This window comes from Sphingomonas sp. LR59 (genome assembly GCF_036855945.1).
In the GTDB taxonomy this organism is placed as follows: Bacteria; Pseudomonadota; Alphaproteobacteria; order Sphingomonadales; family Sphingomonadaceae; genus Sphingomonas.
Genome location: NZ_JASPFL010000001.1, coordinates 3463104 through 3487541, shown reverse-complemented (window position 1 = coordinate 3487541; position 24438 = coordinate 3463104). Strand labels below are relative to the sequence as shown.

The following is a 24438-nucleotide window of genomic DNA, read 5'->3' as shown; positions in this document are numbered from 1 at the left end:
TACCACGACGCGACAGGCAGACCGAATCACACCCGCATCGGCATCAGCACGTACAGCGCAGGCGACTTGTCGTTCTCGCGGATCAGAGTCGGGGCGGCGGCGTCGGCGAGGTGGACCTCGACCATGTCGCCGTCGATCTGCGCGAGGATGTCCATCAGATAGCGGCTGTTGAAGCCGATCTCGAACGGCAGCGCGACGTAATCGCCGGGGACTTCCTCCGCGGCGGTGCCGTTTTCGGGCGAGGTCACCGACAAAGTGATCTTGTCGCGGTCGAGCGCCATCTTCACCGCACGCGTTTTCTCCGTCGCGATCGTGGAGACGCGGTCGACGCCTTCCATGAAGCTCTTCGGATCGATCTTGAGGATCTTGTCGTTGCCGGTCGGGATCACGCGGCTGTAGTCGGGGAAGGTGCCGTCGATCAGCTTCGAGGTCAGGATCGCCTGCCCCAGGTCGAAGCGGATCTTGGTGGGCGACAGCGAGACGCCGACCGAGCCGTCGACCTCGTCGAGCAGTTTGCGCAACTCGCCGATGCATTTGCGCGGCACGATCACGTCGGGCATCGATTCGGCGCCTTCTGGACGCGGCAGCGTGACGCGGGCGAGGCGGTGGCCGTCGGTCGCGGCGGCCTTCAGCACCGGGTTCGAGCTGTCGCCGTCGGCCACGTGGAGGAAGATGCCGTTGAGATAATAGCGCGTCTCTTCGGTCGAGATCGCAAAGCGCGTCTTGTCGATGATCTGCTTGAGCGTCTCGGCGGGCAGTTCGAACTGGGTCGGCAGTTCGCCCTCGGCGATCACCGGGAAATCGTCGCGCGGCAGCGTGCCAAGCGAGAAGCGAGCGCGGCCTGCGACGATGCTCATCCGGCCTTCCGACGCGGCGAGCTGGACCTGGCTACCCTCGGGAAGCTTGCGGGCGATGTCGAACAGCGTGTGCGCGGACACGGTGGTCGCGCCGGGCTGGTCGACCGCCGCTGCGATCGATTCGTTGATCTGGAGATCAAGATCGGTCGCCATCAGCTTGAGCGTGCCCTCGGCAGTCGCCTCGATCAGCACGTTCGACAGGATGGGGATGGTGTTGCGCCGCTCCACCACGGACTGGACATGGCTCAGCCCCTTGAGGAGCGTTGCGCGTTCGATCGTCGCCTTCATCAAAATTCCCCCGGCCTCCACAGCCGGACTCGGGGCTGGGGGCAATCCGCTAATGGCTTACCCAACAACAAAGGGTCGGAGCAAGCGCGCCGACCCTTCTTTGATCACGGTAAACGTCGCGTTAAAACCCGCGCGCCGTTCCGATCAGAAACGGAAGCCGTAGCTGGCGACCACCTGATGACGATCCGTGTCGACGTCGAAGCGGCTGCTGGTGCCGCCGGTCGCATAGTCGATGTTGCCGCGCTCATAGTTCGAATAGCGGTATTCGAGCTTGGCGTAGCTGTTCGGGCCCATCGCGTGCTCGGCGCCCGCGCCGACGCGCCAGCCGTCGAGCTTGAAGTTATTGTCGGTGGTCTGGCTGGTGCTGCCCGCGAGCACTTCGAGCTTCGAGTTAGTATAGCCGCCCTTGACGTACAACATCGTCGTCGGTGCGACGACATAACCTGCGCGCGCGCCGACATAGATGTCGCGGCCCTGCTTGACGCGGCCATAGCCGAAGTCGCTGGTGTAATCGTTGCGGTCGCTCTTTGCGGTCGAGCCGGTCAGCTCGGCTTCGGCGCCGAGCACGATGTTGTCCGAGGTCGCGATATCGTAGCCGATGCCGCCGCCGTACAGCAGGCCGTCGATCTTCTGGTCGTCGCGTCCGTTGTTGTTGGACACGCTGCTGCCGGCGCCAGTGTGGTCGTAGCCGAGCGTGGCCTCGACGCGGGGGCCGGTGAAGGTCGGGTTGGTCTGCGCGAGGGCGGGTGCCGCGACGGCTGTCGTTGCGAGCAGCGAGACGGCGATAAGCGTACGCATTGGGGTTACTCCTTACTGAACTGGCACCCCATTACGCGGGGCGGACCGCTCCAATGGACCAGTCGGCGAGGCGTTGCATGAACCCCAGATAAACGCGGAAATCCGTTGCTTTTGCGCCACAGGGGGTTGAAACGCGGGCCATGATTCCAAGCCAACGGCAGGGTGAAGCGGACGCCCGTTCAAGCGATACTCCAGCGCTTCGCAAGGGTCGCGATTTCGTCGCGCGGCACGGCGAAACCGTGTTCAATGCGGCGCATCGGTTGCAGGGGGATGCGGCGCATACGCCGCTGACTCGCGCCGGATTCGCGCAGGCGGACGAGCTTGGGCGGGCTTTGCGTGGGCTGCTGGGGTTGAAGCCGAAGTTGTCCTTGTGGGCGTCGCCGACCGGGCGGGCTTTGCAAACGCTGGCGGTGATCTGCGAGCATCTGGAGCTGGATTGGCACGACGCGCGGACCGATGCCCGGTTGGTCGAGATCGACATGGGGTCGTGGGGCGGGCGCTATTATGCCGACGTAATCGACGAGGTCGGGCCGGTGATGCTGCCCGGTGGTACGCTCAAGCCCGCGCCCGACGGCGAAACCTATCCGCAGATCGCAGCGCGCGTGAGCGGATGGCTGGCCGATACGGCGGAGGATCCGGGCGACCGCCTGGTGATCATGCACGGCATTTCCAGCCGGGTGATGCTGGGCGTGATGACGGGCGCGCCGGTGGATCCGCTGCTGGGCGCGCCGGTTGCGAGAGGCCTGCCGCAGGGATCGGTGACGCTGGTTGAGAACGGCTGCGCGACCGTCCCGCATCTCGGCACCGGTTTCGCTCCAGCGTGAGATTGGCGGCTCTGCTGATCCTCGCGATCGCGGTTCCGGCATCGGCGCGCGACACGATCGGCGTCTACAAGGGCTGGGGGCGTTTCGCGATGCCTCGCCCCCGCGGTGTTACGCGATTGCTCGGCCGGTGATGGCGGGGGGCGCTCGTCCGGGTTTGCGAGCGTGGCGACGTGGCCGAAGCGGGGTTTGCGCGCGTCTTTGTATGTGCGGCTCAGTCGGGAGCGAGATCGGTCGGCGGGGGTGACGCTGACGGTTGGCGAGCGTCGATTCGAGCTGGTGGCGAACGGGCTGGATGCGTGGGCGAGCGATGCGCCGAGCGATCGGGCGATCGTGGCGGCGATGCGGTCGGGACGGAGCATGAGTGTCGAGGCGGTCGGCGTCGGGGGGCGGCCGTTTGCGGATGTGTATGCGCTGTCCGGGGCGGCGACAGCGATCGATGCGGCTGTGCTGGCATGTAGCGGGGGTGACGATTTGCGGAGCGCACCGTAATCCGATGGCATCACCCCGGCGGAGGCCGGGGTTCAGTTGGAAAGGTGGTCGTAACTACGGGCTAAGCGTCACCATCTTCGTCCCCCAACTGGGCCCCGGCCTTCGCCGGGGTGGTTCCTCACTCTTGGGTGACGGCAGGGTGACTCTACCCACTTCTCGCAGCCAGTAGAAAAATCACGAAAATTCCGCTACGGGCCGCGTCATGCAGACCGCCGCGAACCTCATGCCTATTCCGGGGCACATCGATCCCGTGCCCGTTCCCCGCAGCTTCGTGCCGCGCAGCGATGGGCGGATCGACCTGCTCGGGCTGTCGCTCGCCGATCTGCGGATGGCGCTGGAGACGTCGCAGCTCGAGGAGAAGCAGGCCAAGCTGCGCGCCAAGCAACTGTGGCACTGGATCTACAATCGCGGCGCGACCGAGTTCTCGGCGATGACCGACATCTCGAAGACGATGCACCCGTGGCTTGAGCAGCGCTTCGTGATCAGCCGGCCCAACGTGGTCGAGGCGCAGGTGTCGACCGACGGTACGCGGAAATGGCTGCTGCGGTCGGATGACGCGCAGGATTACGAGATGGTGTTCATCCCCGACGCGGATCGCGGCACGCTGTGCGTGTCGAGCCAGGTCGGCTGCACGCTCAACTGCACCTTCTGCCACACCGGCACGATGCGGCTGGTGCGTAACCTGACGCCCGCGGAGATCGTCGGGCAGGTGATGCTCGCACGTGACTCGCTGGGCGAATGGCCGAGCCAGCCCGAGGGCCGCATGCTCACCAACATCGTGATGATGGGGATGGGCGAGCCGCTCTATAATTTCGAGAATGTCCGCGATGCGTTGAAGCTGGTGATGGACGGCGCGGGCCTCGCGCTCAGCCGCCGCCGGATCACGTTGTCGACCAGCGGCGTAGTGCCGATGATGGCGCGTGCGGGGGCCGAGATCGGCGTGAATTTGGCCGTGTCGCTGCACGCCGTGACCAAGGAAGTGCGCGACGAGATCGTGCCGCTCAACCGGAAATACGGCATCGAGGAATTGCTGCAGGCGTGCGCGGACTATCCGGGCACGAACAACGCGCGCCGGATCACGTTCGAGTACGTGATGCTCAAGGACAAGAACGACTCCGACGACGATGCGCGCGAGCTGGTGCGGTTGCTGCGGAAGTACGAGCTGCCGGCGAAGGTGAACCTGATTCCGTTCAACCCTTGGCCGGGCGCGCAATACGAGTGTTCGACGCCCGAGCGGATCAAGTCGTTCTCCAGCATCGTCTTTGGCGCCGGGATTTCGGCGCCGGTGCGGACGCCGCGCGGACGCGACATCGATGCGGCGTGCGGCCAGCTGAAGACCGCGTCGGAGAAGAAGAGCCGCGCGCAGATCGATCGCGAGGCCGCCGCCGAGACTGATGCCGCCTTTGTCTGATCTGGCTTCGCTGGGATTGGCGGCGGGTGCGGGGATGCTGGGCGGCGCGATGAACGCGCTGGCGGGCGGCGGCAGCTTCGCGACGATGCCGTCGCTGATCGCGCTCGGCCTGCCCTCGCCGATCGCCAACGCGACCAGCAACGTCGCGGTGCAGCCGGCGGCGATGGCCAGCGCGTGGGCCTATCGGGCGGATCTCGGGCCGGTCGGCGGCGTCGGTATCCGCACGTTGGCGGGAATAACGTTCGTCGGCGGGCTGGTCGGCAGCCTGCTGTTGTTCTTTACCCCGGCGACCGCGTTCGACGTGATCGTGCCGTGGCTGCTGCTGATGGCGACGCTGGCGATCGCGTTCGGCAAGCCCGCCTCGACCTGGCTGCATGCACGCGTTGCGATCGGGTCGCGCTCGCTGATCGCCGCGCAGACGTTGCTGGGGATCTATGGCGGCTATTTCGGGGGCGGCGTCGGGATGATGCTGACCGCCGCCTGGGGATTATTGTCCGGCGCATCGCCCGCCAAGCTCGCTGCGCCGCGCACGCTGATGCTGGCGACCGCGAACGCCGCCGCGACGATCGTGTTCGCGGCGACCGGCATGGTGGCGTGGACATTGTGCCTGCCGATGATGGCGGGTGGCGTGGTCGGCGGGTATTTCGGCGCACGGTTCGGGCGGAAGCTGCCGGATGGGGTGATCCGCGGGTGGACGCTGCTGGTGACGGCGACGACGACGGTCGTGTTTTTTTACAGAGCATACGCCTGAACTAAGATGTTCCCCGCGAAGGCGGGGACCCAGTCTGGGCACCCGCCTTCGCGCGTGAACACGCTTGGTTGGCCGTTACACATTTCCTAAAGAAGCCGTCACTCCAGCGGAAGCTGGGGTCTCGTGCGGCAAGGGCGCGCTCCGTTACCGGGATATCCCAGCTTTCGCTGGGATGACGGACTTTGGGGTGATGACGGACTTGGGGTTCAGCCCGGCCGGCGCATCTGGAACAGTGCGTCCTCGGTGATCTCGAAGTAATCCGCGGGGCCGCCGCCGCGCAGGATCGGCCGCGCGCGCGCCGTCTGATAGACCCCGTCCTCCAGCATGCCTGAGTCGATGTGGATCGCGACGGCTTCGCCGAGCACCAGCCATTGGTCGAGCTCGCGGCCTTTCTTGGTCTCAAGTCGGATCAGTTGCGTCAGCTTGCACTCGAACTGCGCGCGCGATGCCGCAACGCGCGGTGGCTTCACCGTAGTCGACGCTGCCATCTCCAGCTTGGCGAGCGCGAACTCGTCGACGTCGGCGGCGACGTTCGCGGCGGTGGTGTTCATCGCCTCGCTGAGGTCGCGCGACACCAGGTTCCAGACGAACTCGCCGGTCGCCTCGATATTGGCGACGCTGTCCTTCCAGCCCATCGACGAGAAGCCGATGATCGGCGGCGCGTAGTTGAACAGGTTGAAGAACGAATAGGGCGCGAGGTTCGCCACACCATCTGCGGACATCGTGCTGACCCAGCCGATCGGCCGCGGCGCGACGATCGCGTTCAGCGGATCGTGCGGCAGGCGATGGCCGTCCGCGGGCTCGTAAGAATGCCATTCGGTCATACACTTATTCCTGCTATGTCACGGTCCGACTGCCTATAGCGAAGGTCGAGCATGAACGATCCCACTGCCCCGACTATCAGCACCCCGATCATCAAGCGCCATCGGCTCGCGACGCGCATATGGCACTGGGTGACGGTGGTGACGATGTTCATCATGATCGGCAGCGGGATCGGCATCCTCAAGGCGCATCCGCGGCTGTACTGGGGACGATACGGCGCGAACTTCGACACCGCGTGGACGACGCTAGATCAGTGGCCGAGCTGGCTGGTGACGTTGCTGAACCTGCTGACCATCCCGGCGAGCTACAACCTCGCGATCTCGCGCCGCTGGCATCTGTTGTTCGCACTGGTGCTCGCGTTCGCGCTGCTCGGGTTCATGATCGTCAGCCTGATCAACAAGCATTTCCAGCGCGATCTCCGCGTCCGCGCCGCCGAGCTGTCGCCGCGCGAGGTCGGGCACGACGTGAAGGAGCATCTCGCTTTCCGCTTCCACGATCCAAAGCGGCCGGGCGCGTACAACATCCTCCAGAAGCTGTCCTACGTGGCGACGATCTTCGTGCTGATCCCGGTGATGATCCTGACCGGGCTGACGATGTCGCCGGGGATGGATGCGGCATGGCCGTGGCTGCTGGAGGTGTTTGGCGGGCGGCAGTCGGCGCGGTCGATCCACTTCATCGCCGCGACCGGGCTGGTGCTGTTCATCATCGCGCATCTCGCACTGGTGATCCTTGCGGGGACTTGGAACGAGGTACGGTCGATGATCACCGGGCGCTGGCATGTTCCGAAGCACACGTCGGAGGACGTCGCATGAGCTCGCTGATTACCCGCCGCTCGCTAATTGTAGGCGCGACCATTGGTGCAGGCGCGCTGCTGACCGGCTGCGATAAGATCGCCGCGAACCCCGAGGCGCGGAAAATCCTGTTTATGGGCGAGGACATGAACCGCGGGCTGCAACGTGCGCTGACCAACCGCAACGCGCTCGCGCCAGAGTTCAGCCCGGCGCAGATGTCGCCGATCTTCCGGTCGAACGGCACGAGCAATCCGGGGACGGCGGACTATACCGCGATGGTCGCCAACAACTTCGCGGATTATCGGCTCAAGGTCGGTGGGCTGGTCGATCGGCCGCTGTCGGTCAGCTTGCCGCAGCTTCGCCAGATGCCCGCGCGCGCGCAGATCACGCGGCACGACTGCGTCGAGGGTTGGAGCGCGATCGGCAAATGGCAGGGACCGAAGCTTGGCGCGCTGCTCGACGCCGCCGGCCTGAAGCGCACCGCGCGCTACATCGTCTTCACCTGCGCCGACCTGTACCGCGGCGCGAATTATTACGAGTCGGTCGATCTGGTCGACGCGTTCCACCCGCAGACCATCCTCGCCTGGGCGCTCAACGATCAGGTGCTCGACGTCGCGCATGGCGCGCCCGTCCGGCTGCGTGTCGAACGGCAGCTCGGCTACAAGCACGCCAAATACGTCACTGCGATCGACGCGGTCGCCAGCCTCGAAGGAATCGGCAAGGGCAAGGGCGGCTATTGGGAAGATAACGTCGATTACGACTGGTACGCGGGGATCTGAACCACCGCGGGGGTGGCGCAATTCCGTACCAGTCATTAGCTAACGCCTCATGGCACTTTTCGATCGTTTCCTGGCCCGGCAGGTTAAAACCGGCGAACTCACGCTCATCCACGCGGACGGCACCACCAAGCATTTTGGCAAGCCCGACCCCGCCTATAACCCGGTCACGATCCGGCTGACCCAGCCGGGAGTCGCAGGGGCGATCGTCCGCCACCCCGCACTCGGCGCGGCGGAGGCGTTCATGGACGGCCGCCTCGTGATCGAGCGCGGCGATATTCGCGATCTGGTCAATCTGCTCAAGGGCAACAGCCCGTGGGAGCGTGGTGGCGGGCTCAATCCCTCGCTGCCGATCAAGCTGCTCGACAAGGTCGTGCACCGCGTCGACCGCGTGAACATGGCGCGCCGGTCTAAAAAGAACGTCGCGCATCACTACGACCTGTCCGACCGGTTGTACGACCTGTTCCTCGATGCGGACCGGCAATATTCGTGCGCGTATTTCACCGATCCGGGCAACAGTCTGGAGCAGGCGCAGTCCGACAAGAAGGCGCATATCGCCGCCAAGCTGGCGATCCAGCCCGGGATGCGCGTGCTCGACATCGGCTGCGGCTGGGGTGGGATGGCGCTGTACCTGCACGCGAAGACCGGCGCCGAGGTGCTCGGCGTGACGTTGTCCGAAGAGCAGTTGAAGGTCGCCCGCCGTCGTGCGGAGGAGGCCGGCGTCGCCGACAAGGTGAAGTTCGAGCTGATCGACTACCGCGCGCTGACCGGCAGTTTCGACCGGATCGTGTCGGTCGGCATGTTCGAGCATGTCGGCCCGGCGCACTACAAGGCGTTCTTCCGCAAGTGCCGCGACCTGCTGACCCAGGAGGGCGTGATGCTGCTGCATACGATCGGCCGGATGGGCGGGCCGGGCGTCACTGACACCTTCACGACCAAGTACATCTTCCCGGGCGGGTACAACCCTGCGCTGTCGGAGATCGTGAAGGGGTATGAGGGGCTGCGGATGTTCCCCACCGACATCGAAGTGTTGCGCGTCCATTACGCGCTGACCATCGACCAATGGTACGACCGGACGGTGGCGGCGAAGGACGCGATCGTCGCGTTGTACGACGAGCGGTTCTATCGGATGTGGACGTTCTATCTGGCGGGCGCCGCGGCGGCGTTCCGCACTGGCGGCATGGTCAATTACCAGATCCAGCTTTCGAAGAGCCGGATGACGCTGCCGCTCACGCGCGACTACATGATCGAGGGCGAGCGGGCGTTGCGGGACTAAGTCCGTTCGTCCTGAGTAGCTGCTGAGCTTGTCGAAGCGGCGTATCGAAGGATTCGCCCGGGGCAATGTCCTTCGATACGGGTCTTCGGCTTCGCTCAGCCCCTACTCAGGACGAACGGACTTTTGGCAATCATCGGGTGGGCGTCAGCGCGGCCCTGCACGTCGGCCTTCGCGGCAGCGCGCTCGTCGCCGCCGATCTTGCCGTCCTTGTTGGCATCGTACTTCGCGAACGTCGCCGCGAGCAGCGCCTGCGCCTCTCCTTGCGTGACCTTGCCGTCCTTGTTCTTGTCCGCGCTGGTGAACCACAGGTCGGCGAGGCGCTTGGCGTGGACCGGGTCCGGACGTCCCTGTCCGCCAACCTTCATGTTGCCGATCCGCGCCTGCACTTCCGCGCGCGTGAGGACACCGTCCTTGTTCGTGTCCGACGCAGCGAACTCGGTCTTGAACTTGGCCGAGGCGGACGCGCGGGTTTCCTGCGCGAGCGCTGGCGTCGCAAGGCCGGCGAGGACGAAGAGGGTGAGGCTTTGGCGTAGCACGGTGATTAAACTCCAGAGGATGCGAGGCGCGAATAGACCGGTTTGGTTGTACGCGCCATGAATGCGCGCGGTTGCATGAGGGCCACTCAACGCATAGGGGCGCCGCATTGGATATTGCCCGAAGGATCCTGCCCGTGACCGATCAGATCAACCGCGTCGTATTGGCCTATTCCGGTGGCCTGGACACGAGCGTGATCCTGAAGTGGCTCCAGCAGACGTATAACTGCGAAGTCGTGACCTTCACCGCCGATCTCGGCCAAGGCGAGGAACTCGAGCCCGCGCGCGCCAAGGCCGAGATGATGGGCGTCAAGCCCGAGCATATCTTCGTCGACGACCTGCGCGAGGAGTTCGTCCGCGACTACGTCTTTCCGATGATGCGCTCGAACGCGCTGTACGAGGGGCTGTACCTGCTCGGCACCTCGATCGCCCGGCCGCTGATCGCCAAGCGCCAGATTGAGATCGCCAAGATGGTCGGCGCCGACGCGGTCAGCCATGGCGCGACCGGCAAGGGCAACGACCAGGTCCGCTTCGAGCTCGGCTATTACGCGTTGTCGCCCGACATCAAGGTCATCGCACCATGGCGCGAATGGGATTTGACCAGCCGCACCAAGCTGATCGAGTTCGCCGAGCAGCATCAGATCCCGGTCAGCAAGGACAAGCGCGGCGAGTCGCCCTTCTCGACCGATGCGAACATGCTGCACACGTCGTCGGAGGGTAAGGTCCTCGAGAACCCGTGGGACGAGGTCCCGGATTACGTCTATTCGCGCACCGTGAACCCCGAGGACGCGCCCGACGCGCCGGAATACATCACGATCGATTTCGAGCGCGGCGACGGCGTCGCGATCAACGGCGAGGGCATGAGCCCGGCGACGTTGCTGTCGACGCTCAACGACTATGGCCGCCGCCACGGGATCGGCCGGCTCGACCTCGTCGAGAACCGCTTCGTCGGCATGAAGAGCCGCGGCATGTACGAGACTCCTGGCGGCACGATCTATCACCTCGCGCACCGCGGCATCGAGCAGCTGACGCTCGACCGCGGCGCCGCGCATCTGAAGGACGAGCTCGCGCCGCGCTATGCCGAGCTGCTCTACAACGGCTTCTGGTTCAGCCCCGAGCGCGAGATGCTCCAGGCCGCGATCGACCACAGCCAGGAGAAGGTGTCGGGCACCGTCCGCCTGAAGCTCTACAAGGGCGGCGTGTACGTGGTCGGCCGGAAATCGCCGAACTCGCTGTATTCGGAAAAGGTCGTCACGTTCGAGGACGACCAGGGCGCCTATGATCAGCGCGACGCCGAGGGCTTCATCAAGCTCAACGCGCTGCGGCTGCGGTTGCTTGCGAAGCGCGACCGGTAAACCCTGCCACGATTACACCTCCCCGGCGAAGGCCGGGGCCCAGTTGGGGGACGCCGCTAACGAAGGTCGGCGCGCCGTTACCGAGACCTTTCCATCTGGTCCCCGGCCTCCGCCGGGGAGGTGCACTTGGCGTGGGCACTTCCGTTCAATCCCTCAACGCCCCGCCCCGTTAACCACGCCTTAGGCATCTTCCCCCATAGATCGAGCATCTTGTGGGGAATGCCTGGATGCCGAACACACCTGTCGACGTTGCGATCATTGGCGCCGGCCCCGCTGGCCTCACCGCGGCCTATCTGCTTGGCAAGGCTGGCTATTCCGTCACCGTGATCGAGAAGGATCCGGTGTACGTCGGCGGGATCAGCCGGACCGTCGAGCATCAGGGCTTCCGATTCGATATCGGCGGGCACCGGTTCTTCTCGAAGTCGCAGCCGGTGGTCGATCTCTGGAACGAGATCCTGCCCGACGATTTCATCGAGCGCCCGCGGATGAGCCGGATCTATTACGAGGGCAAATTCTACAGCTATCCGCTGCGCGCGTTCGAAGCGCTCGGCAATCTTGGCATCTGGCGCTCGACGCTGTGCATGGCGAGCTATGCCAAGGCCAAGTTGCGTCCCAATCCCAACGTGCGCAGCTTCGAGGATTGGGTCGTCAACCAGTTCGGCCACAAGCTGTATTCGATCTTCTTCAAGACCTATACCGAGAAGGTCTGGGGCATGCCGTGCGACACGATGTCGGCGGATTGGGCCGCCCAGCGCATCAAGGGACTGAGCCTCGGCGGGGCGGTGATCGATGGGCTGAAGCGCTCGCTCGGGCTCAACAAGAAGCCAAACGACGGGATGCAGACCAAGACGCTGCTGGAGAGCTTCCGCTATCCGCGGCTCGGGCCGGGGATGATGTGGGATGCGGCGCGCGACAAGGTGCTCGGCCACCGCAATACGATCCTGATGGGGCATGCGCTGAAGCAGCTTGCCGAGGATTCGACCGGTCGCTGGCGCGTTACCGCGACCGATCGCGACGGCGCGACCGTCACGATCGATGCGGGGCACGTGATCAGCAGCGCGCCGATGCGCGAGCTGGCGGGGCGCCTGCACCCGTTGCCGACGACGTTGCCGCAAGCGAGCGCGCTCAGGTACCGCGATTTCCTGACGGTGGCGCTGATGATCAAGTCGCCCGACCTGTTCCCCGATAACTGGATCTACATCCACGATTCGAAGGTGAAGGTCGGTCGCGTCCAGAATTTCCGCAGCTGGTCGCCCGAGATGGTGCCCGATCCGGACATCGCCTGCGTCGGGCTCGAATATTTCTGCTTCGAGGGCGACGGGCTATGGGCGTCGAGCGATGCCGACCTGATCGCGCTGGCGACGAAGGAGATGGCGATCCTCGGGCTGTGCGATCCCGCCCACGTCACCGGTGGCGCGGTGGTGCGGCAGGAGAAGGCGTACCCCGTGTACGACGAGGAGTACCGCGACAATGTCGATGCGTTGCGCGAGGAGATCGAGGCGCGGCATCCGACCTTGCACTGCGTCGGGCGCAACGGGATGCACCGCTACAACAACCAGGATCACGCGATGATGACCGCGATGCTGACCGTGCGGAATATCCAGGCGGGTGCTCGCGTGCACGACATCTGGAGCGTCAACGAGGACGCGGAATATCACGAGGCGGGCAACGAGGGCGAACAGGCGGGGATCGCCGCGGCCTTGTCGAGTGTGCGTGAGGTGCCGGAGCGGCTCAAGGCGGCGTGATGGAAGCGGTGGATGGATGGATGGTTACTTGCTTCTTGTTAGGCAGTAAGCTGAATGTGAGCATCGCTTCAGTAGCCCCCACCCCGGCGAAGGCCGGGGCCCATTTGGAAAGATGGTCGTAGCGGCGCGATGCCCTTCATTAGCGACGTTCCCCAATTGGGCCCCGGCCTCCGCCGGGGTAGAAATGATGCAGGGCTGGGTGCGCTGGTGATCATTGGAACGAACACGGCATGACGGACGCGATAGCAATCCTCAAAGCTGACCCGCCGCGCACGCGCCTCTGGCCGACCGTCCTCGGCGGTTGGACGCTCGCGGCGATCGTGCTTTGCCTCGCGTTCGCGGGTGCTATCGCGACGCTGCGCTTCCCCGATCCCGACGATGCGATGCGGCTGCTCGAAGTGCGCGACTGGCTTGGCGGGCAGAGCTGGTGGGACGTCGGCCAGCACCGGCTTAACGGCGGCGACTTCGCGATGCACTGGTCGCGCCTCGTCGACCTTCCGATCGCCGCGGCGATGCTGGTGCTCGATCCGTTTTTCTCGACCAACGCCGCCAACCGGATCGCGATGACCGTCGTCCCGCTCGTTACGCTGCTCGCGCTGATGGCGCTCGCCGCCAACCTGACGCGGCGCGTAAGCGATGTCGAACGCGCCAAGCTCGCGCTGCTGCTCGCGCCGCTGTCGATCCCGATCGTCTATCAGATGCGGCCGTTGCGGATCGACCATCATGGCTGGCAAGTGGTGCTCGCGATGGCGGCGACGACTCTGTTGTTGGGCCGCGCAACGACGCGAAACGGCGTGCTGGCCGGACTGGCGCTGGCGACGCTCGTCACGATCTCGCTGGAGGGACTCCCGATCGCGGTTGCGATCACCGCGGTCGCGGCACTCGCCTGGGCATGGCAGCCCGAACGCCGAGACGTGCTGCGCGCGCTCGCCGCGACCTTCTTCGCCGCCGCGCTCGCGCTGCACGTCGCGACCCGTGGACCCGGCCTGTTCGCACCGGTCTGCGATGCGATGTCGCCGGCTTGGCTGGCAGTGCTCGGTGTCGCCGCGCTGTCGCTCGTTGCGGTGACGTTCGTCGGCACCCAGGCCTTGCTGGTCCGGCTTGCCGCGCTCGTCGGAGGCGGCGCGGTTACGATCGCGGCGCTCCTGATCCTCGCGCCCGCTTGCCTGCGCGGACCGTTCGCGACGCTCGATCCGCTCGTCTACCGGCTCTGGTACCTGAACGTAGCGGAGGGCATGCCGATCTGGCAACAGGAGCCGGCATGGGCGTTGATGACGATCGGCTTTCCCGTCGTCGGGCTGGTCGGATCGATCGCCGCCTGGTCGCGCAGCACCGGGGCGCTCCGCACACGCTGGACGATCCTGCTCGCAATCTTGGGCGCCGGCTTTGTCCTGACCCTGTTCGTGATGCGCGCGGGGGCTACGGCCAATGCGCTCGCGATACCAGGCGGGGCGTGGCTGCTGCTGGCGATGCTGGAGCGCGCGCGGCAGATCGGCCCGGTGATCCTGCGAACGCTCGCCACCGCCGGCGCGCTGATCGCGGTCTCGCCCGATCTTCTCGTCGGCGCGGTGTTCGCAGCGCTGCCTGCGCAGCCTTCCACGCACCATGCCGTGCCAGGCGCGCGCGTATCCTGTGACGGCGCTGCCGACGTTCGCGCTCTTGCACAACTGCCACCCGAGATCCTGTTTGCACCGATCGACGTCTCGCCCGAGATCATCGCCACCACTCGCCACCGTGCGATCGCCGGCGGCTATCATCGCAACAGCGCCGCGCTGCACACCGTGATGGCGGCGTTTATGGGCGCTCCCGAGACGGCGCGCGCGACGATCGTCGCCAGCCATGCCGGGTATCTCGTCGCCTGCCCGGGCCTGTTCGAAATGGATATCTATCGAGATGAGGCACCCCGCGGCCTTTGGGCACGTCTCGAACGCGGCGAGCGGTTCGCGTGGCTCACCCCCGTCCCGATCGCCGGATCGCCGGTTCTTGCATGGCGCGTGAACAACTCGTCGCGCGCACCCTTGTCTGGAGCGCCCGTCCGCCCCTAGGGTCGGACGATATGATTACTCAGGGGGAAACGCTGCACTGGTGGCAGACGCGCGGCTTTGTCGTCGCGGTGGCGCTCGCGTCGATGATACCGTTGCTGTGGCCGGAAATCCCGCCGCTGGTCGACCTGCCTGGGCATATGGGGCGTTACCGTGTCCAATTGGCGATCGGCGACAATCCCTGGCTTTCCCAGTGGTATAACTTCCACTGGCAGATGATCGGCAACCTCGGGATCGACCTGCTGATCGAACCGCTCGCACCGATCTTCGGGTTGCAGCTTGCGGTGAAGCTGATCGTGATGACGATCCCGGCGCTGACCGTGACCGGGCTGTTGTGGATCGCGCGCGAGGTGCATGGGCGAATCCCCGCGACTGCGTTGTTCGCGTTGCCGCTCGCCTACAGCTACCCGTTCCAGTTCGGATTCGTGAATTTCGCGCTCGCGATGGCGCTCGCGCTCAACCTGTTCGCGCTGTGGCTGCGGATGGGGCGGCTCGGGCGCACCAAGCTGCGCACCGCGATCTTCATCCCCGTCTCGTGCCTGTTGTGGCTGTGCCATACGTTCGGCTGGGGCGTGCTGGGCGTGCTCGCCTTCTCCGCCGAGCTGATCCGCCAGCATGACATCCGCCGCGACAGCGATCCCAAAAGCTGGGCGCATGGCTGGTTCAGGGCGTTCGTCCAGGCCGGGCTCAACTGCCTGCCGCTCGCACTGCCGATGGTGATGATGGTGGTGTGGCGCTCGGGCGATCATGTCGGCGGCAAGACGCAGGACTGGTTCAACTGGCGCTGGAAGATGAACTGGATCACGATGGTCCTGCGCGATCGGTGGATGGCGTTCGACATCGCGTCGGTGACGGTGCTGTTCGTGATCCTGTTCCGGGGCGTGCGCGACCAGACGATCGAATATTCGCGCAACCTGGGGCTGTCGGCGCTGTTCCTGGCGGCGGTGTACGTGCTGTTGCCGCGGATCGTGTTCGGGTCGGCCTATGCGGACATGCGGCTTGCCCCGTTCGTGCTGGCGATCGCGGTGATCGCGCTGCGGCCGCGGCATGGGCTGTCGTTGCGTGGGGCGGCGGTGCTCGCGGTGCTGGGGTTTGCGTTCTTCGGGGTGCGGCTGGCGGGGACGACGGTCAGCTATCTGATGTACGATCGCAGCTACGACCAGGCGATCGCGGCGATCGATACCGTGCCCGAGCGGTCTCGCGTGGTGTCGTTCGTCGGGCGGCGGTGTCGCGACGACTGGGCGTATTCGCGGCTCGAGCATGTGCCGGCGCTGCTGCTGGAGCGGCGGCTGGCGTTTACCAACGACCAATGGTCGATGGCGGGCGCACAGTTGCTGACGACCAACTATGCGGCGGCGAAGGGCTTTGCGCATGATCCGTCGGAGGTGGTGAGCGACGTCAAATGCCGCGGCCAGTTCTGGCGGCCAATCTCGATGGCGCTCGCGAAATTCCCGCGCGATGCGTTCGATTATATGTGGCTGATCCACCCGCAGAAGTTCGATCCGGCGCTGGTCCGCGACCTGACGCTGATCCGCCGCGATGGAACCAGCCTGTTGTACCGCGTCAACAAGCCTGCGGTTCGCCCCGCCGGAACGGAGTAAGCTCGCCGAGATACTCCTGCTGCTCGGCGACCGCCTCGCGTTCGCGGACGAGATAGTCGGCGATCGCGCGGCGGAAGCTTGGGTCGGGGATGTAGTGTGCGGAATAGGTCGCGACGGGCGCATAGCCGCGCGCGAGCTTGTGTTCGCCCTGCGCGCCGGCCTCGACGGTCTGCAGCCCCCGAGCGATGGCGGCGTCGATCGCCTGGTAATAGCAGACCTCGAAATGGAGGAACGGCACCTCCTCGGTCGCGCCCCAATAGCGGCCGTAAAGCGTGTCCTCCCCGATCAGGTTGAGGGCGCCGGCGATAGGGAGGCCGTCGCGCTCGGCAAGGATCAGCAGGATCTGGTCGCCCATCGTCTCGCCGATCTGGTCGAAGAACGCGCGCGTCAGATAGGGCTGCCCCCATTTTCGCGCGCCCGTGTCCTGATAGAAGACCCAGAACGCGTCCCAGTGCGCGGGGGTGATCTCGGCGCCGGTGAGGTGACGGATCGTCAGGCCTTCTACCGCGGCGGCGCGTTCCTTGCGGATCGCTTTCCGCTTGCGGCTGGCGAGCACGGCGAGGAAATCGTCAAAGCTGGCATAGCCGTCGTTCTTCCAGTGGAACTGCGTGCCCTGCCGGATCAGCCAGCCCGCCGCCTCGAACAGCGCCACCTCGCCCGGATCGATGAAGGTCGCGTGCGCGGAGGACAGCCCGCTCTGGTCGGTCACCGCCTCCAGAGCGGCGATCAGCGCGGGGGCCTGCTCGCGGTCGCGAAGGAGGAGGCGCGGGCCCGGCACCGGGCTGAACGGCGCGGCGATCTGAAGCTTGGGATAATATTGCCCCCTGCCCGTTCCCACGCGTCGGCCCAGCCCTGGTCGAAGACGTATTCGCCCTGACTGTGGCTCTTGGCGTAGGCGGGCGCGATTCCCGCCGGTTTGCCGTCGGGGCCGTCGACCACGACCGGCAGCGCCTGCCAGCCGGAGCGGCCGCCGACGCTGCGCGATGTTTCGAGTGCGGAGAGGAAGGCGTGGCCGACGAACGGGTTGGCGGTGCCGGAGCACGCTTCCCAGTCCTCGGCCGCGATCGAGGTGACGCCTTGGGCGATGCGAGCAGTGACCGAATTCATCACTGCCTTAGGTAGAGACGCGAGGGCACGCCTCCAAGGAGGTCAGGCGGAAACCTGCACGATCGCGTCGATCTCGACAGCAGCACCGAGCGGGAGGACGGCAACGCCAACGGCCGAGCGCGCGTGCTTGCCGCTATCGCCGAAAAGCGCGACCATCAGCTCGGAGGCGCCGTTGGCGACCTTGGCCTGGTCGGTGAAGTCTCCGGTCGAGTTGACGAATACACCGAGCTTCACGATCCGCTCGACGCGGCCAAGCGTCCCGAGCGCCGCCTTCATCTGCGCGACCAGCATGAGCCCGCACAGCTGGGCGGCGTCCTGCGCGTCTTCGATCGAGACGTCGTCTCCCACGCGGCCCTTGACCAAGGCACCGTCCTTGAACGGCAACTGGCCCGAGATGTGGAGCATGCCGTTCGCCAGCACGGTCGGGACATAGGCGGCGACGGGCGCGGCAGCCTGGGGAAGGGTGAGGCCCAGCTCTTCGAGCTTGCGGTCGATACGATCGGTCATGGCGGAGGTATCACCACAGCGGTGGGGGATGGGTCAAGTGCGTGGGCACGCCCAACCCCTATCCTCCCCTGCAACGGGAGGTGGCGGCGCGCAGCGCTGACGGAGGGGTGACCCGCCCTCGATAGCGCGTCACCCCTCCGTCGCTTCGCGCCACCTCCCCTTGCAGGGGAGGATAGAGGAATCAGGCGTTCGCCGGCACACCCGCTTCGAACCGCGCGGCGATCCAGTCCGCCGCCTCGCGCCAGTCGTCGATCCGCGCATGCGCTTCGGGCGCTTTCGGCACATTCACCGCCAACGTCGGCTCCGAGACCATGTGCAACCGGTGCACCCCCGGGGCGTGCTTCGCGACCGACTCGTGATGCACCGCCAGATCGTCAACGAACACCGTTACAGGCGACCCATATTCCTCAACCAGTCGCGACACCGGCGTGCCCTTGCCGCCCTGATTGCACTCGACGCGGTGGGCGATGCCGAACTTGGCAAGCTGCTCGATCCGCGGCTGGCGGCATTCGTCCTGGAGGTTGGTGAGGATGACGATGTCCGCGACCTGCGCCAGCCGCTCGAGCGCCTCGACCGCATGCGGGACCAGCGTCTGGCGATGCATCTCGGCGGGGAAGAACTCGCCGAGCATTGCCCACATGTCCTCGCGCGACGGCGGCGGGCCACCGTCACGCCGCGTCATCGCGGTCGAGAAATCGCCGTGCTGGATCGCAAAGTCGATATCGTGGCGCTCGTCGAGCCAGACGCCGAAATGCTTGACCATATGCAGCAGCACTTCGTCGCAATCGCTGATCAACAACGGCCTCATGCTTCGAAATCTCCTTGGTCCAGTCTGGCATGCGCGCGGACCAGCGCCTCGGGCTTCACACCGAGCGATTCGGCGCACGCAATCAGATCCGGCTCGTGGTTTTCGAGAAAGCCGAGCGCCGCCGACAGCACGGTCGGGTCACTCGCCCTTGCGCGGAGATCGTGCGGCTCGAGGCCGGTGACCGACAACAGCCGCATCGCGCGGTCGGGCTCGACCAGCGTCCATACCAGCGCGCGCAGGGCGAGCGCTTCGGCGTCTTCGTTTGAATCGCGGTCGCGCATTGCCTATCGTGCCCTCTTTCCGGATAAGGTGCGGCGGTGACAAAGAAGGTGCTCGTTGTCGAGGACAACGAACTGAACCTCAAACTATTCTGCGATTTGCTGCGCGCGCACCAGTTCGCCGTCGAACCCGTGCGCGACGGCCGCGAAGCCGTTGCGCGCGCGCGCGATTTCGTACCCGACCTGATCATCATGGACATCCAGATGCCGCACGTCACCGGCTACGAGATCATTCTCGAACTGAAGGCGGACGAGGAGTTGCGCGCGATCCCGGTGATGGCGGTAACGGCGTATGCCGGGCGCGAGGACGAGGAACGGATCCGGGCGGCGGGCGCGGATTCGTATGTGTCGAAGCCGATCAGTCTGGCGCGGTTCATGGATGCGGTGGGGGCGCTGGTCTGAGGCGGGAGCGGAAACGCGCCGTTCGCCTCGACCCGCCTTACCGCCTCAACCCATAATTTAGTGCCTACCCCCACCCCCGTTCGTGCTGAGTAGAGACCGAGTAGCTCCGCCAGGAGCGTATCGAGGGCGCGTATCGAAGCATGGCCTCCCCGCGCCAACCTGTCCTTCGATACGCCCTCTCGATACGCCGCCTGCGGCGACTACTCGATGGCTACTCAGGACGAACGGGGGGGCCGGGCGCACGCCCCCACATCGTCACCCCAGCGACAGCTGGGGTCTCCCCGTTTCGAGCGCACACTCGCGGCGGGAGATCCCAGCTTTCGCTGGGATGACGGACGTTCCGGACACAAACGCCAAAAGCCGCGGAGTTACCCGCGGCTTTCCGGATCGTCGCAATCAGTCGGCGGCTTGCACCGCCAACCCGATTACTTGATCTTGGCTTCCTTGAACTCGACATGCTTGCGCACGACGGGATCGTACTTCGAGAAGGAGAGCTTCTCCGTCTTGGTACGGGGATTCTTCTTGGTGACGTAGAAGAAGCCGGTGTCAGCGGTGCTGAGCAGCTTGATCTTTACGGTGGTCGGCTTGGCCATGAGCCCAATTCCTATGGCTTGAAAATGCGAAAGCGGCGAACTCGCGCCGCCGCTCCATCAGGGGCGGCGCATGGCGGACGTGAGCAGCGAAGTCAAGCTTTACGGCCCCTGCATCCGCCACGACGCCGCATTTAACCCGCTATTCACCACCGCAAGCGCATCATATCGTCAGATAAAAAGGAGCGGGATCATGGGGCAGGCGCTACGACTCACCGAGATGGTACCCGCGGACATAGGACGAATCGACGCCATGATCGCGGTGAAGGCCGATCTCGCCGCGCGAATCGCCGCGATCGACGTCCGAGCGCCCTATTCCCGCCCGTGCGACATCGCCACCGAGATCGATGCGATCCGTGTGATCGCGCATAGCAACGGCCTCAACCCCGCCGTCACCGTCGCGCACTTCGTCGATTCGGCGCTGTCACGTGGCGAGCACGGCGCGCTGGTCCATGGCTGGCTGGCGATCCTGCGCGATGCGGTCGGCTGCGAACGGCAGGACGTCCAGGCGTGCCACGCCTTCGCCGCCGCCTGTTCGGTGCGTCTTGCGGGATAATCCATGGACGCCTTGATGGCGGCCCTCGTCGCCGCCGCGCTGGCGCAGGTCGGCGACCGCACCGCGTGGCTCGCGGCGATCCTGTCGGACCGGTACGCGAAGCCGGGACTGGTGATCCTGATGGCCACGGTAGCCTTGCTCGCGGCGAGCGGCCTGGCGGCGACGCTGGGCGCGGTCATCGGGCCGAAGCTCGCGCCCAACGCACAGCAGCTCATGCTCGCGCTCGCGCTGCTGTTGCAGGGCGGCGGGTCGTTCTTTCCCGCCAAGGCGCCCGAGCGGCTGACCGGCTGGAAGATCGGCGCGCTCGCCACCACCGCACTCGGCCTCTTCATTCTCGCGTTCGGCGACGGCGTGCAGTTCATCGTCCTGACGCTCGCCGCGCGCACCCCCGTCCCAGCGCTCGCCGCGATCGGCGCGACGATCGGCTCGCTGGTGGTGATCGTCCCCGCAGCCTTAATGGGGGAGACCGCATGGCTGAAACTTCCGCTCAGGCCGGTCCGTATCGCCATCGGCATCGTGTTCGTGATCTTCGGCCTCGTCCTCGCGCTGGGTGCGCTCCGGCTCGTTTGACGGGAGGAGCATTTTCGCGTTCGGATCGTTTACGCAACGATCTTCAAAACCGGAGCTAAACATGGCCGACATCAACCCCGCCCTCGACACGCCGACCGACCTGCCGAGCAACAGTACCAAGTCGGTCGCTGATGCGCTGAACGCCGCGCTCGCGGATTGCTATGCGCTGTATCTCAAGACCAAGAACTTCCACTGGCACATGTCGGGGCCGCACTTCCGCGACTACCATTTGCTGCTCGACGACCAGTCCGCGCAGATCATCGGCGTGACCGACGCGATCGCCGAGCGCGTGCGGAAGACGGGCAACACGACGCTGCGCTCGATCGGCGACATCTCGCGCCACCAGACGATCGCCGACAACGACATGGCGTTCGTTGGCCCGACCGAGATGCTCGCCGAACTGCGCGAGGACAATCTGAAGCTCGTCGAGCAGTTCCGGATCGTCAAGGACGCCGCCGACGCGGCCAGGGACAATGCGACGAGTGGCATCGTCGATGAATGGACCGACCACGCCGAAGAGCGCGCCTGGTTCCTGTTCGAGGCCAGCCGCAAGGGCTGAATCACGCGGACCTCACGATCCTCCCCCGCCAGGGGGAGGTGGCGCGAAGCGACGGAGGGGGGACACGGAGCAGAGGTTTCGTCTACCTCCCCTCCGTCTGGCAAGCGCCAGCCACCTCCCCCTGGCGGGGGAGGATCGTTAGGACATCTACCGTCGACGATCGGCTGACCAGTAAGCCTCAGAGCGCAAAAACGACCGTCGTCGGCCCCATCCGGCGGCGGTCGTTTCGCTTCTGCATCCGTTCGGGCGGCAGGTGCGTTTACCGACGATGCACGCTTTCGCCGCCCTGCTTGATCTCGCTCACCTACACCCGGTCGCGCAACGCGAAGCTGAAACTGATCGCGGATTATCTGCGCGCGACGCCCGACCCCGATCGCGGCTGGGCGATGGCGGCGTTGACCGGCGATCTCGATCTCAAGGGCGTGAAGTCGGCGGTGATCCGCGGACTGATCGAGGAACGCGTCGATCCGGTGCTGTTCCGGATGAGCCGCGATTATGTCGGCGATACCGCGGAAACCGTCGCGCTGCTCTGGCCCGAACCGACGGTGCCAGTCGATCCGACGCCGCTGTCGATCACCGATGTCGTCGAGCGGTTGGCAGCGCTGTCGCGTGCCGATGCCCCGGCCGCGTTGGCGGACATGCTCGACCGATCCGATGCCGAGGAACGGTTCGCGCTGCTCAAGATGGCGACCGGCGCGCTGCGGATCGGCGTGTCTGCGCGGCTGGCGAAGACCGCGCTCGCCGATGCGTTCGGGCTCGATGTCGATGCGGTCGAGGAGGTCTGGCACGGCCTCGACGCGCCGTATCCAAGCCTGTTCGCCTGGGCCGAGGGCACGGGCGAGCAGCCGACGCCGGCCGACGTGCCCGTGTTCCGGCCGTTCATGCTCGCGCACGGACTGGAGGATCTGCGTGTCGATCTCGCCGACTATGCGGCCGAGTGGAAATGGGACGGCATCCGTGTGCAGATCGTCCATGTCGCGGGCGAAACACGACTCTATAGCCGCACCGGTGACGACGTGACCGGCAGCTTCCCCGAGATCGCCGCCGCATTCCGGACGCCGGGGACGGTCGACGGCGAACTGCTGGTGAAGGGCGAGCATCAGGGCGGCACGCTGGAGGATGGCGGCGGTGCGGCGAGCTTCAATGCGTTGCAGCAAAGGCTCGGGCGCAAGACCGTGTCGGCGAAGATGCTGGCAGAGTACCCCGCGTTCGTCAGGCTCTATGACCTGTTGATCGATGGCGAGGAGGATCTGCGCACGCTGTCGTGGACCGAACGGCGCGCGCGGCTAGAAGCATTCATGCCGCAACTCGATCCCGAGCGGTTCGACCTGAGTGCGGTCATAGTAGCGCAGGACTTCACCGCGCTGGAAGCAATCCGCGCAACCTCGCGCGATGCCGCAATCGAGGGCGTGATGCTCAAGCGTCGCGACTCGCCCTATGTCGGCGGGCGCCGCGCCGGGCTCTGGTACAAATGGAAGCGCGATCCGCTGACCGCCGACTGCGTCATGATGTACGCGCAGCGAGGCTCGGGGCGACGCTCGTCCTATTATTCGGACTACACGTTCGGCTGCTGGACCGAGGACGGCGAGCTGCTGCCCGTCGGCAAAGCGTATTCCGGGATTACGGATGAAGAGCTGAAAATGCTCGACAGCTTCGTCCGCAATCATACGCAGAACCGTTTCGGCCCGGTCCGCGAGGTCGAGAAGACGCTGGTGCTGGAGATCGCGTTCGATTCGCTCCACGATTCGAAACGTCACAAATCGGGCGTGGCGATGCGTTTCCCGCGGATCGCGCGGATCAGGACGGACAAGCCCGCGGCGGAGGCCGATCGGATCGAGACGCTCAAACGGATGATCACGTAATCCGCGCGTCATGAAAGCGCATGGGAGGGCGGCCTATCGCCGCCCGATCGTAATACGCATAAGAATGGTCCGGTGAACATGACGAAGCATTCCCGCACGGTCGTGGCACGGCGCGTCCGCCGTGGCGCCTGGGTCACCGGGATCATCTCGGGGATCGTCGTGCTGTTCGTCTACCTCGCCGGCTATTTCGACCGCGATCCGGTGCATGTGTATCCGGCGCTCGGCGTGCACGCGTCCGGACCGCCGCCAATCGCGGTGGTCAATTTTTCGGGCGACATGGGGCTGCGCTTCCTGCTCGGCGCATCGACGTCGCGGGGGCTGACCGAGCACGGCATCCCGGTCGTCGGGATCACCACGCCCGCGCTGTTCGCACATCATGTCACGCGCGCCGAGCTCGATGCGATCATCGCGGAGGGCATCCGTACCGCGCTGGCGCGGACCGGCGCGAAGCGGATCGTGGTAATGGGGCAGTCCTACGGCGCGGATATCGTCCAGACCGGTCTCGCCAACCTGCCGGCGGCCTTGCGCCCCCGCGTTGCCGCGATCGTGCTGATCCTGCCGGGGGACACAGTGTTCTACCGCGCCGATCCGTCCAGCCTGCTCTACGATCATGGCACCCCCGACAGCATGGGGGTGACGACGGGGAACCAGCTGACCTGGGCGCCGGTCACGTGCATCTATGGGGTGGAGGAAACCGACAGCCTGTGTCCGCTGCTGACGACGCCGAACGCGCGGAAGGTCGGGATGCCGGGGGGCATAATATCCGTCACGACGCCGATGGCCTGCTCGCGCATGTGCTGACCGCGATCCGGTCGGTTTCACCCTAGGCCGGCGAAGCGT

At 65.7% G+C, this 24438-nt stretch carries 23 protein-coding genes and 3 pseudogenes; 17 read left to right on the top strand and 9 right to left on the bottom strand.

Annotated elements, in window-relative coordinates:
• Positions 1 to 26: 26 nt before the first annotated feature.
• Positions 27 to 1145, bottom strand: a complete 1119-nt coding sequence (dnaN, locus tag QP164_RS16395) for a DNA polymerase III subunit beta (protein ID WP_056017955.1) — start codon at positions 1143 to 1145, stop codon at positions 27 to 29.
• 144 nt (positions 1146 to 1289) lie between these two features.
• Complete coding sequence (locus QP164_RS16390) at positions 1290 to 1943, bottom strand: outer membrane protein (RefSeq protein WP_107951824.1); 654 nt, start codon at positions 1941 to 1943, stop codon at positions 1290 to 1292.
• Between the two features lie 140 nt (positions 1944 to 2083).
• Here QP164_RS16390 and QP164_RS16385 point away from each other — a divergent pair, with 140 nt between their 5' ends.
• From QP164_RS16385 to QP164_RS16370, 4 genes and pseudogenes are all read left to right on the top strand, one after another.
• The gene (locus QP164_RS16385) at positions 2084 to 2767 is read left to right on the top strand and encodes a histidine phosphatase family protein (protein WP_333923810.1); all 684 of its coding nucleotides are present in this window, start codon (positions 2084 to 2086) and stop codon (positions 2765 to 2767) included.
• A pseudogene (locus QP164_RS16380) lies at positions 2764 to 3256 on the top strand (invasion associated locus B family protein). Before QP164_RS16385 ends, QP164_RS16380 begins: the two are co-directional and overlap by 4 nt.
• A 202-nt stretch (positions 3257 to 3458) precedes the next feature.
• Positions 3459 to 4667 carry a 23S rRNA (adenine(2503)-C(2))-methyltransferase RlmN gene (rlmN, locus tag QP164_RS16375; protein WP_333923809.1) on the top strand — a complete coding sequence of 403 codons (1209 nt, stop codon included), beginning with the start codon at positions 3459 to 3461 and terminating at the stop codon, positions 4665 to 4667.
• Entirely contained in the window at positions 4660 to 5418 is a 759-nt protein-coding gene (locus QP164_RS16370; protein ID WP_333923808.1) for a sulfite exporter TauE/SafE family protein, read from the top strand. Before rlmN ends, QP164_RS16370 begins: the two co-directional genes overlap by 8 nt.
• Positions 5419 to 5624: 206 nt before the next feature.
• Here the strand turns inward: QP164_RS16370 and QP164_RS16365 are convergent, their stop codons facing one another.
• Positions 5625 to 6242: a flavin reductase family protein gene (locus QP164_RS16365; RefSeq protein ID WP_333923807.1), complete on the bottom strand. Its 618-nt coding sequence runs from the start codon at positions 6240 to 6242 to the stop codon at positions 5625 to 5627.
• Positions 6243 to 6293: 51 nt separating this feature from the next.
• Between QP164_RS16365 and QP164_RS16360 the strand changes: the two genes are divergently transcribed.
• From QP164_RS16360 to QP164_RS16350, 3 genes are read left to right on the top strand one after another with little or no spacing between them, the layout of a single operon-like run.
• Positions 6294 to 7052 (top strand): cytochrome b/b6 domain-containing protein, encoded by a 759-nt coding sequence (locus QP164_RS16360; protein ID WP_333923806.1) that lies wholly within the window; start codon positions 6294 to 6296, stop codon positions 7050 to 7052.
• The gene (locus QP164_RS16355; protein ID WP_333923805.1) at positions 7049 to 7810 is read left to right on the top strand and encodes a molybdopterin-dependent oxidoreductase; all 762 of its coding nucleotides are present in this window, start codon (positions 7049 to 7051) and stop codon (positions 7808 to 7810) included. The genes QP164_RS16360 and QP164_RS16355 overlap by 4 nt, the downstream gene beginning before the upstream one ends.
• A gap of 49 nt (positions 7811 to 7859) precedes the next feature.
• The gene (locus QP164_RS16350) at positions 7860 to 9083 is read left to right on the top strand and encodes a cyclopropane-fatty-acyl-phospholipid synthase family protein (RefSeq protein ID WP_333923804.1); all 1224 of its coding nucleotides are present in this window, start codon (positions 7860 to 7862) and stop codon (positions 9081 to 9083) included.
• 95 nt (positions 9084 to 9178) lie between these two features.
• Here the strand turns inward: QP164_RS16350 and QP164_RS16345 are convergent, their stop codons facing one another.
• A complete protein-coding gene (locus tag QP164_RS16345) occupies positions 9179 to 9619 on the bottom strand; it encodes an EF-hand domain-containing protein (RefSeq protein ID WP_333923803.1) in 441 nt (146 codons plus the stop codon).
• A gap of 134 nt (positions 9620 to 9753) precedes the next feature.
• Here QP164_RS16345 and QP164_RS16340 point away from each other — a divergent pair, with 134 nt between their 5' ends.
• The 4 genes from QP164_RS16340 to QP164_RS16325 all read left to right on the top strand — a co-directional run bounded on the left by QP164_RS16340 (position 9754) and on the right by QP164_RS16325 (position 16359).
• Positions 9754 to 10971 (top strand): argininosuccinate synthase, encoded by a 1218-nt coding sequence (locus tag QP164_RS16340; protein ID WP_333923802.1) that lies wholly within the window; start codon positions 9754 to 9756, stop codon positions 10969 to 10971.
• A 227-nt stretch (positions 10972 to 11198) separates the two neighbouring features.
• Complete coding sequence (locus tag QP164_RS16335; RefSeq protein WP_333923801.1) at positions 11199 to 12716, top strand: NAD(P)/FAD-dependent oxidoreductase; 1518 nt, start codon at positions 11199 to 11201, stop codon at positions 12714 to 12716.
• Between the two features lie 230 nt (positions 12717 to 12946).
• A complete protein-coding gene (locus tag QP164_RS16330) occupies positions 12947 to 14761 on the top strand; it encodes a hypothetical protein (protein ID WP_333923800.1) in 1815 nt (604 codons plus the stop codon).
• A gap of 11 nt (positions 14762 to 14772) precedes the next feature.
• Entirely contained in the window at positions 14773 to 16359 is a 1587-nt protein-coding gene (locus QP164_RS16325; protein ID WP_333923799.1) for a hypothetical protein, read from the top strand.
• Here the strand turns inward: QP164_RS16325 and QP164_RS16320 are convergent.
• The 4 genes and pseudogenes from QP164_RS16320 to QP164_RS16305 all read right to left on the bottom strand — a co-directional run bounded on the left by QP164_RS16320 (position 16322) and on the right by QP164_RS16305 (position 19062).
• A pseudogene (locus QP164_RS16320) lies at positions 16322 to 17466 on the bottom strand (GNAT family N-acetyltransferase). The gene QP164_RS16325 and the pseudogene QP164_RS16320 overlap by 38 nt on opposite strands.
• A 42-nt stretch (positions 17467 to 17508) precedes the next feature.
• A complete protein-coding gene (locus QP164_RS16315; RefSeq protein WP_333923797.1) occupies positions 17509 to 17973 on the bottom strand; it encodes a RidA family protein in 465 nt (154 codons plus the stop codon).
• Positions 17974 to 18154: 181 nt separating this feature from the next.
• Positions 18155 to 18781, bottom strand: coding sequence for an HAD family hydrolase (locus QP164_RS16310; protein ID WP_333923796.1), 627 nt, complete (start codon positions 18779 to 18781; stop codon positions 18155 to 18157).
• Positions 18778 to 19062, bottom strand: coding sequence for a DUF3572 domain-containing protein (locus tag QP164_RS16305; protein WP_132897501.1), 285 nt, complete (start codon positions 19060 to 19062; stop codon positions 18778 to 18780). Before QP164_RS16305 ends, QP164_RS16310 begins: the two co-directional genes overlap by 4 nt.
• Positions 19063 to 19098: 36 nt before the next feature.
• Between QP164_RS16305 and QP164_RS16300 the strand changes: the two genes are divergently transcribed.
• Complete coding sequence (locus QP164_RS16300) at positions 19099 to 19461, top strand: response regulator (RefSeq protein ID WP_333923795.1); 363 nt, start codon at positions 19099 to 19101, stop codon at positions 19459 to 19461.
• Positions 19462 to 19886: 425 nt separating this feature from the next.
• Here the strand turns inward: QP164_RS16300 and rpmG are convergent, their stop codons facing one another.
• Positions 19887 to 20054 carry a 50S ribosomal protein L33 gene (gene rpmG / locus QP164_RS16295; RefSeq protein ID WP_055881863.1) on the bottom strand — a complete coding sequence of 56 codons (168 nt, stop codon included), beginning with the start codon at positions 20052 to 20054 and terminating at the stop codon, positions 19887 to 19889.
• A gap of 250 nt (positions 20055 to 20304) precedes the next feature.
• On the opposite strand from rpmG, the gene QP164_RS16290 reads away from it, so the two are divergent.
• The 5 genes and pseudogenes from QP164_RS16290 to QP164_RS16270 all read left to right on the top strand — a co-directional run bounded on the left by QP164_RS16290 (position 20305) and on the right by QP164_RS16270 (position 24399).
• The gene (locus tag QP164_RS16290) at positions 20305 to 20607 is read left to right on the top strand and encodes a hypothetical protein (RefSeq protein WP_277983720.1); all 303 of its coding nucleotides are present in this window, start codon (positions 20305 to 20307) and stop codon (positions 20605 to 20607) included.
• A gap of 3 nt (positions 20608 to 20610) precedes the next feature.
• Entirely contained in the window at positions 20611 to 21177 is a 567-nt protein-coding gene (locus tag QP164_RS16285; protein ID WP_333923794.1) for a TMEM165/GDT1 family protein, read from the top strand.
• Positions 21178 to 21238: 61 nt separating this feature from the next.
• Complete coding sequence (locus QP164_RS16280) at positions 21239 to 21736, top strand: Dps family protein (protein ID WP_333923792.1); 498 nt, start codon at positions 21239 to 21241, stop codon at positions 21734 to 21736.
• A gap of 268 nt (positions 21737 to 22004) precedes the next feature.
• Positions 22005 to 23598, top strand: a pseudogene (locus QP164_RS16275) (cisplatin damage response ATP-dependent DNA ligase).
• Positions 23599 to 23676: 78 nt separating this feature from the next.
• On the top strand, positions 23677 to 24399 hold the full coding sequence (locus QP164_RS16270; protein WP_333923791.1) for an AcvB/VirJ family lysyl-phosphatidylglycerol hydrolase: 723 nt from the start codon (positions 23677 to 23679) through the stop codon (positions 24397 to 24399).
• The last annotated feature ends 39 nt before the right edge of the window (positions 24400 to 24438 follow it).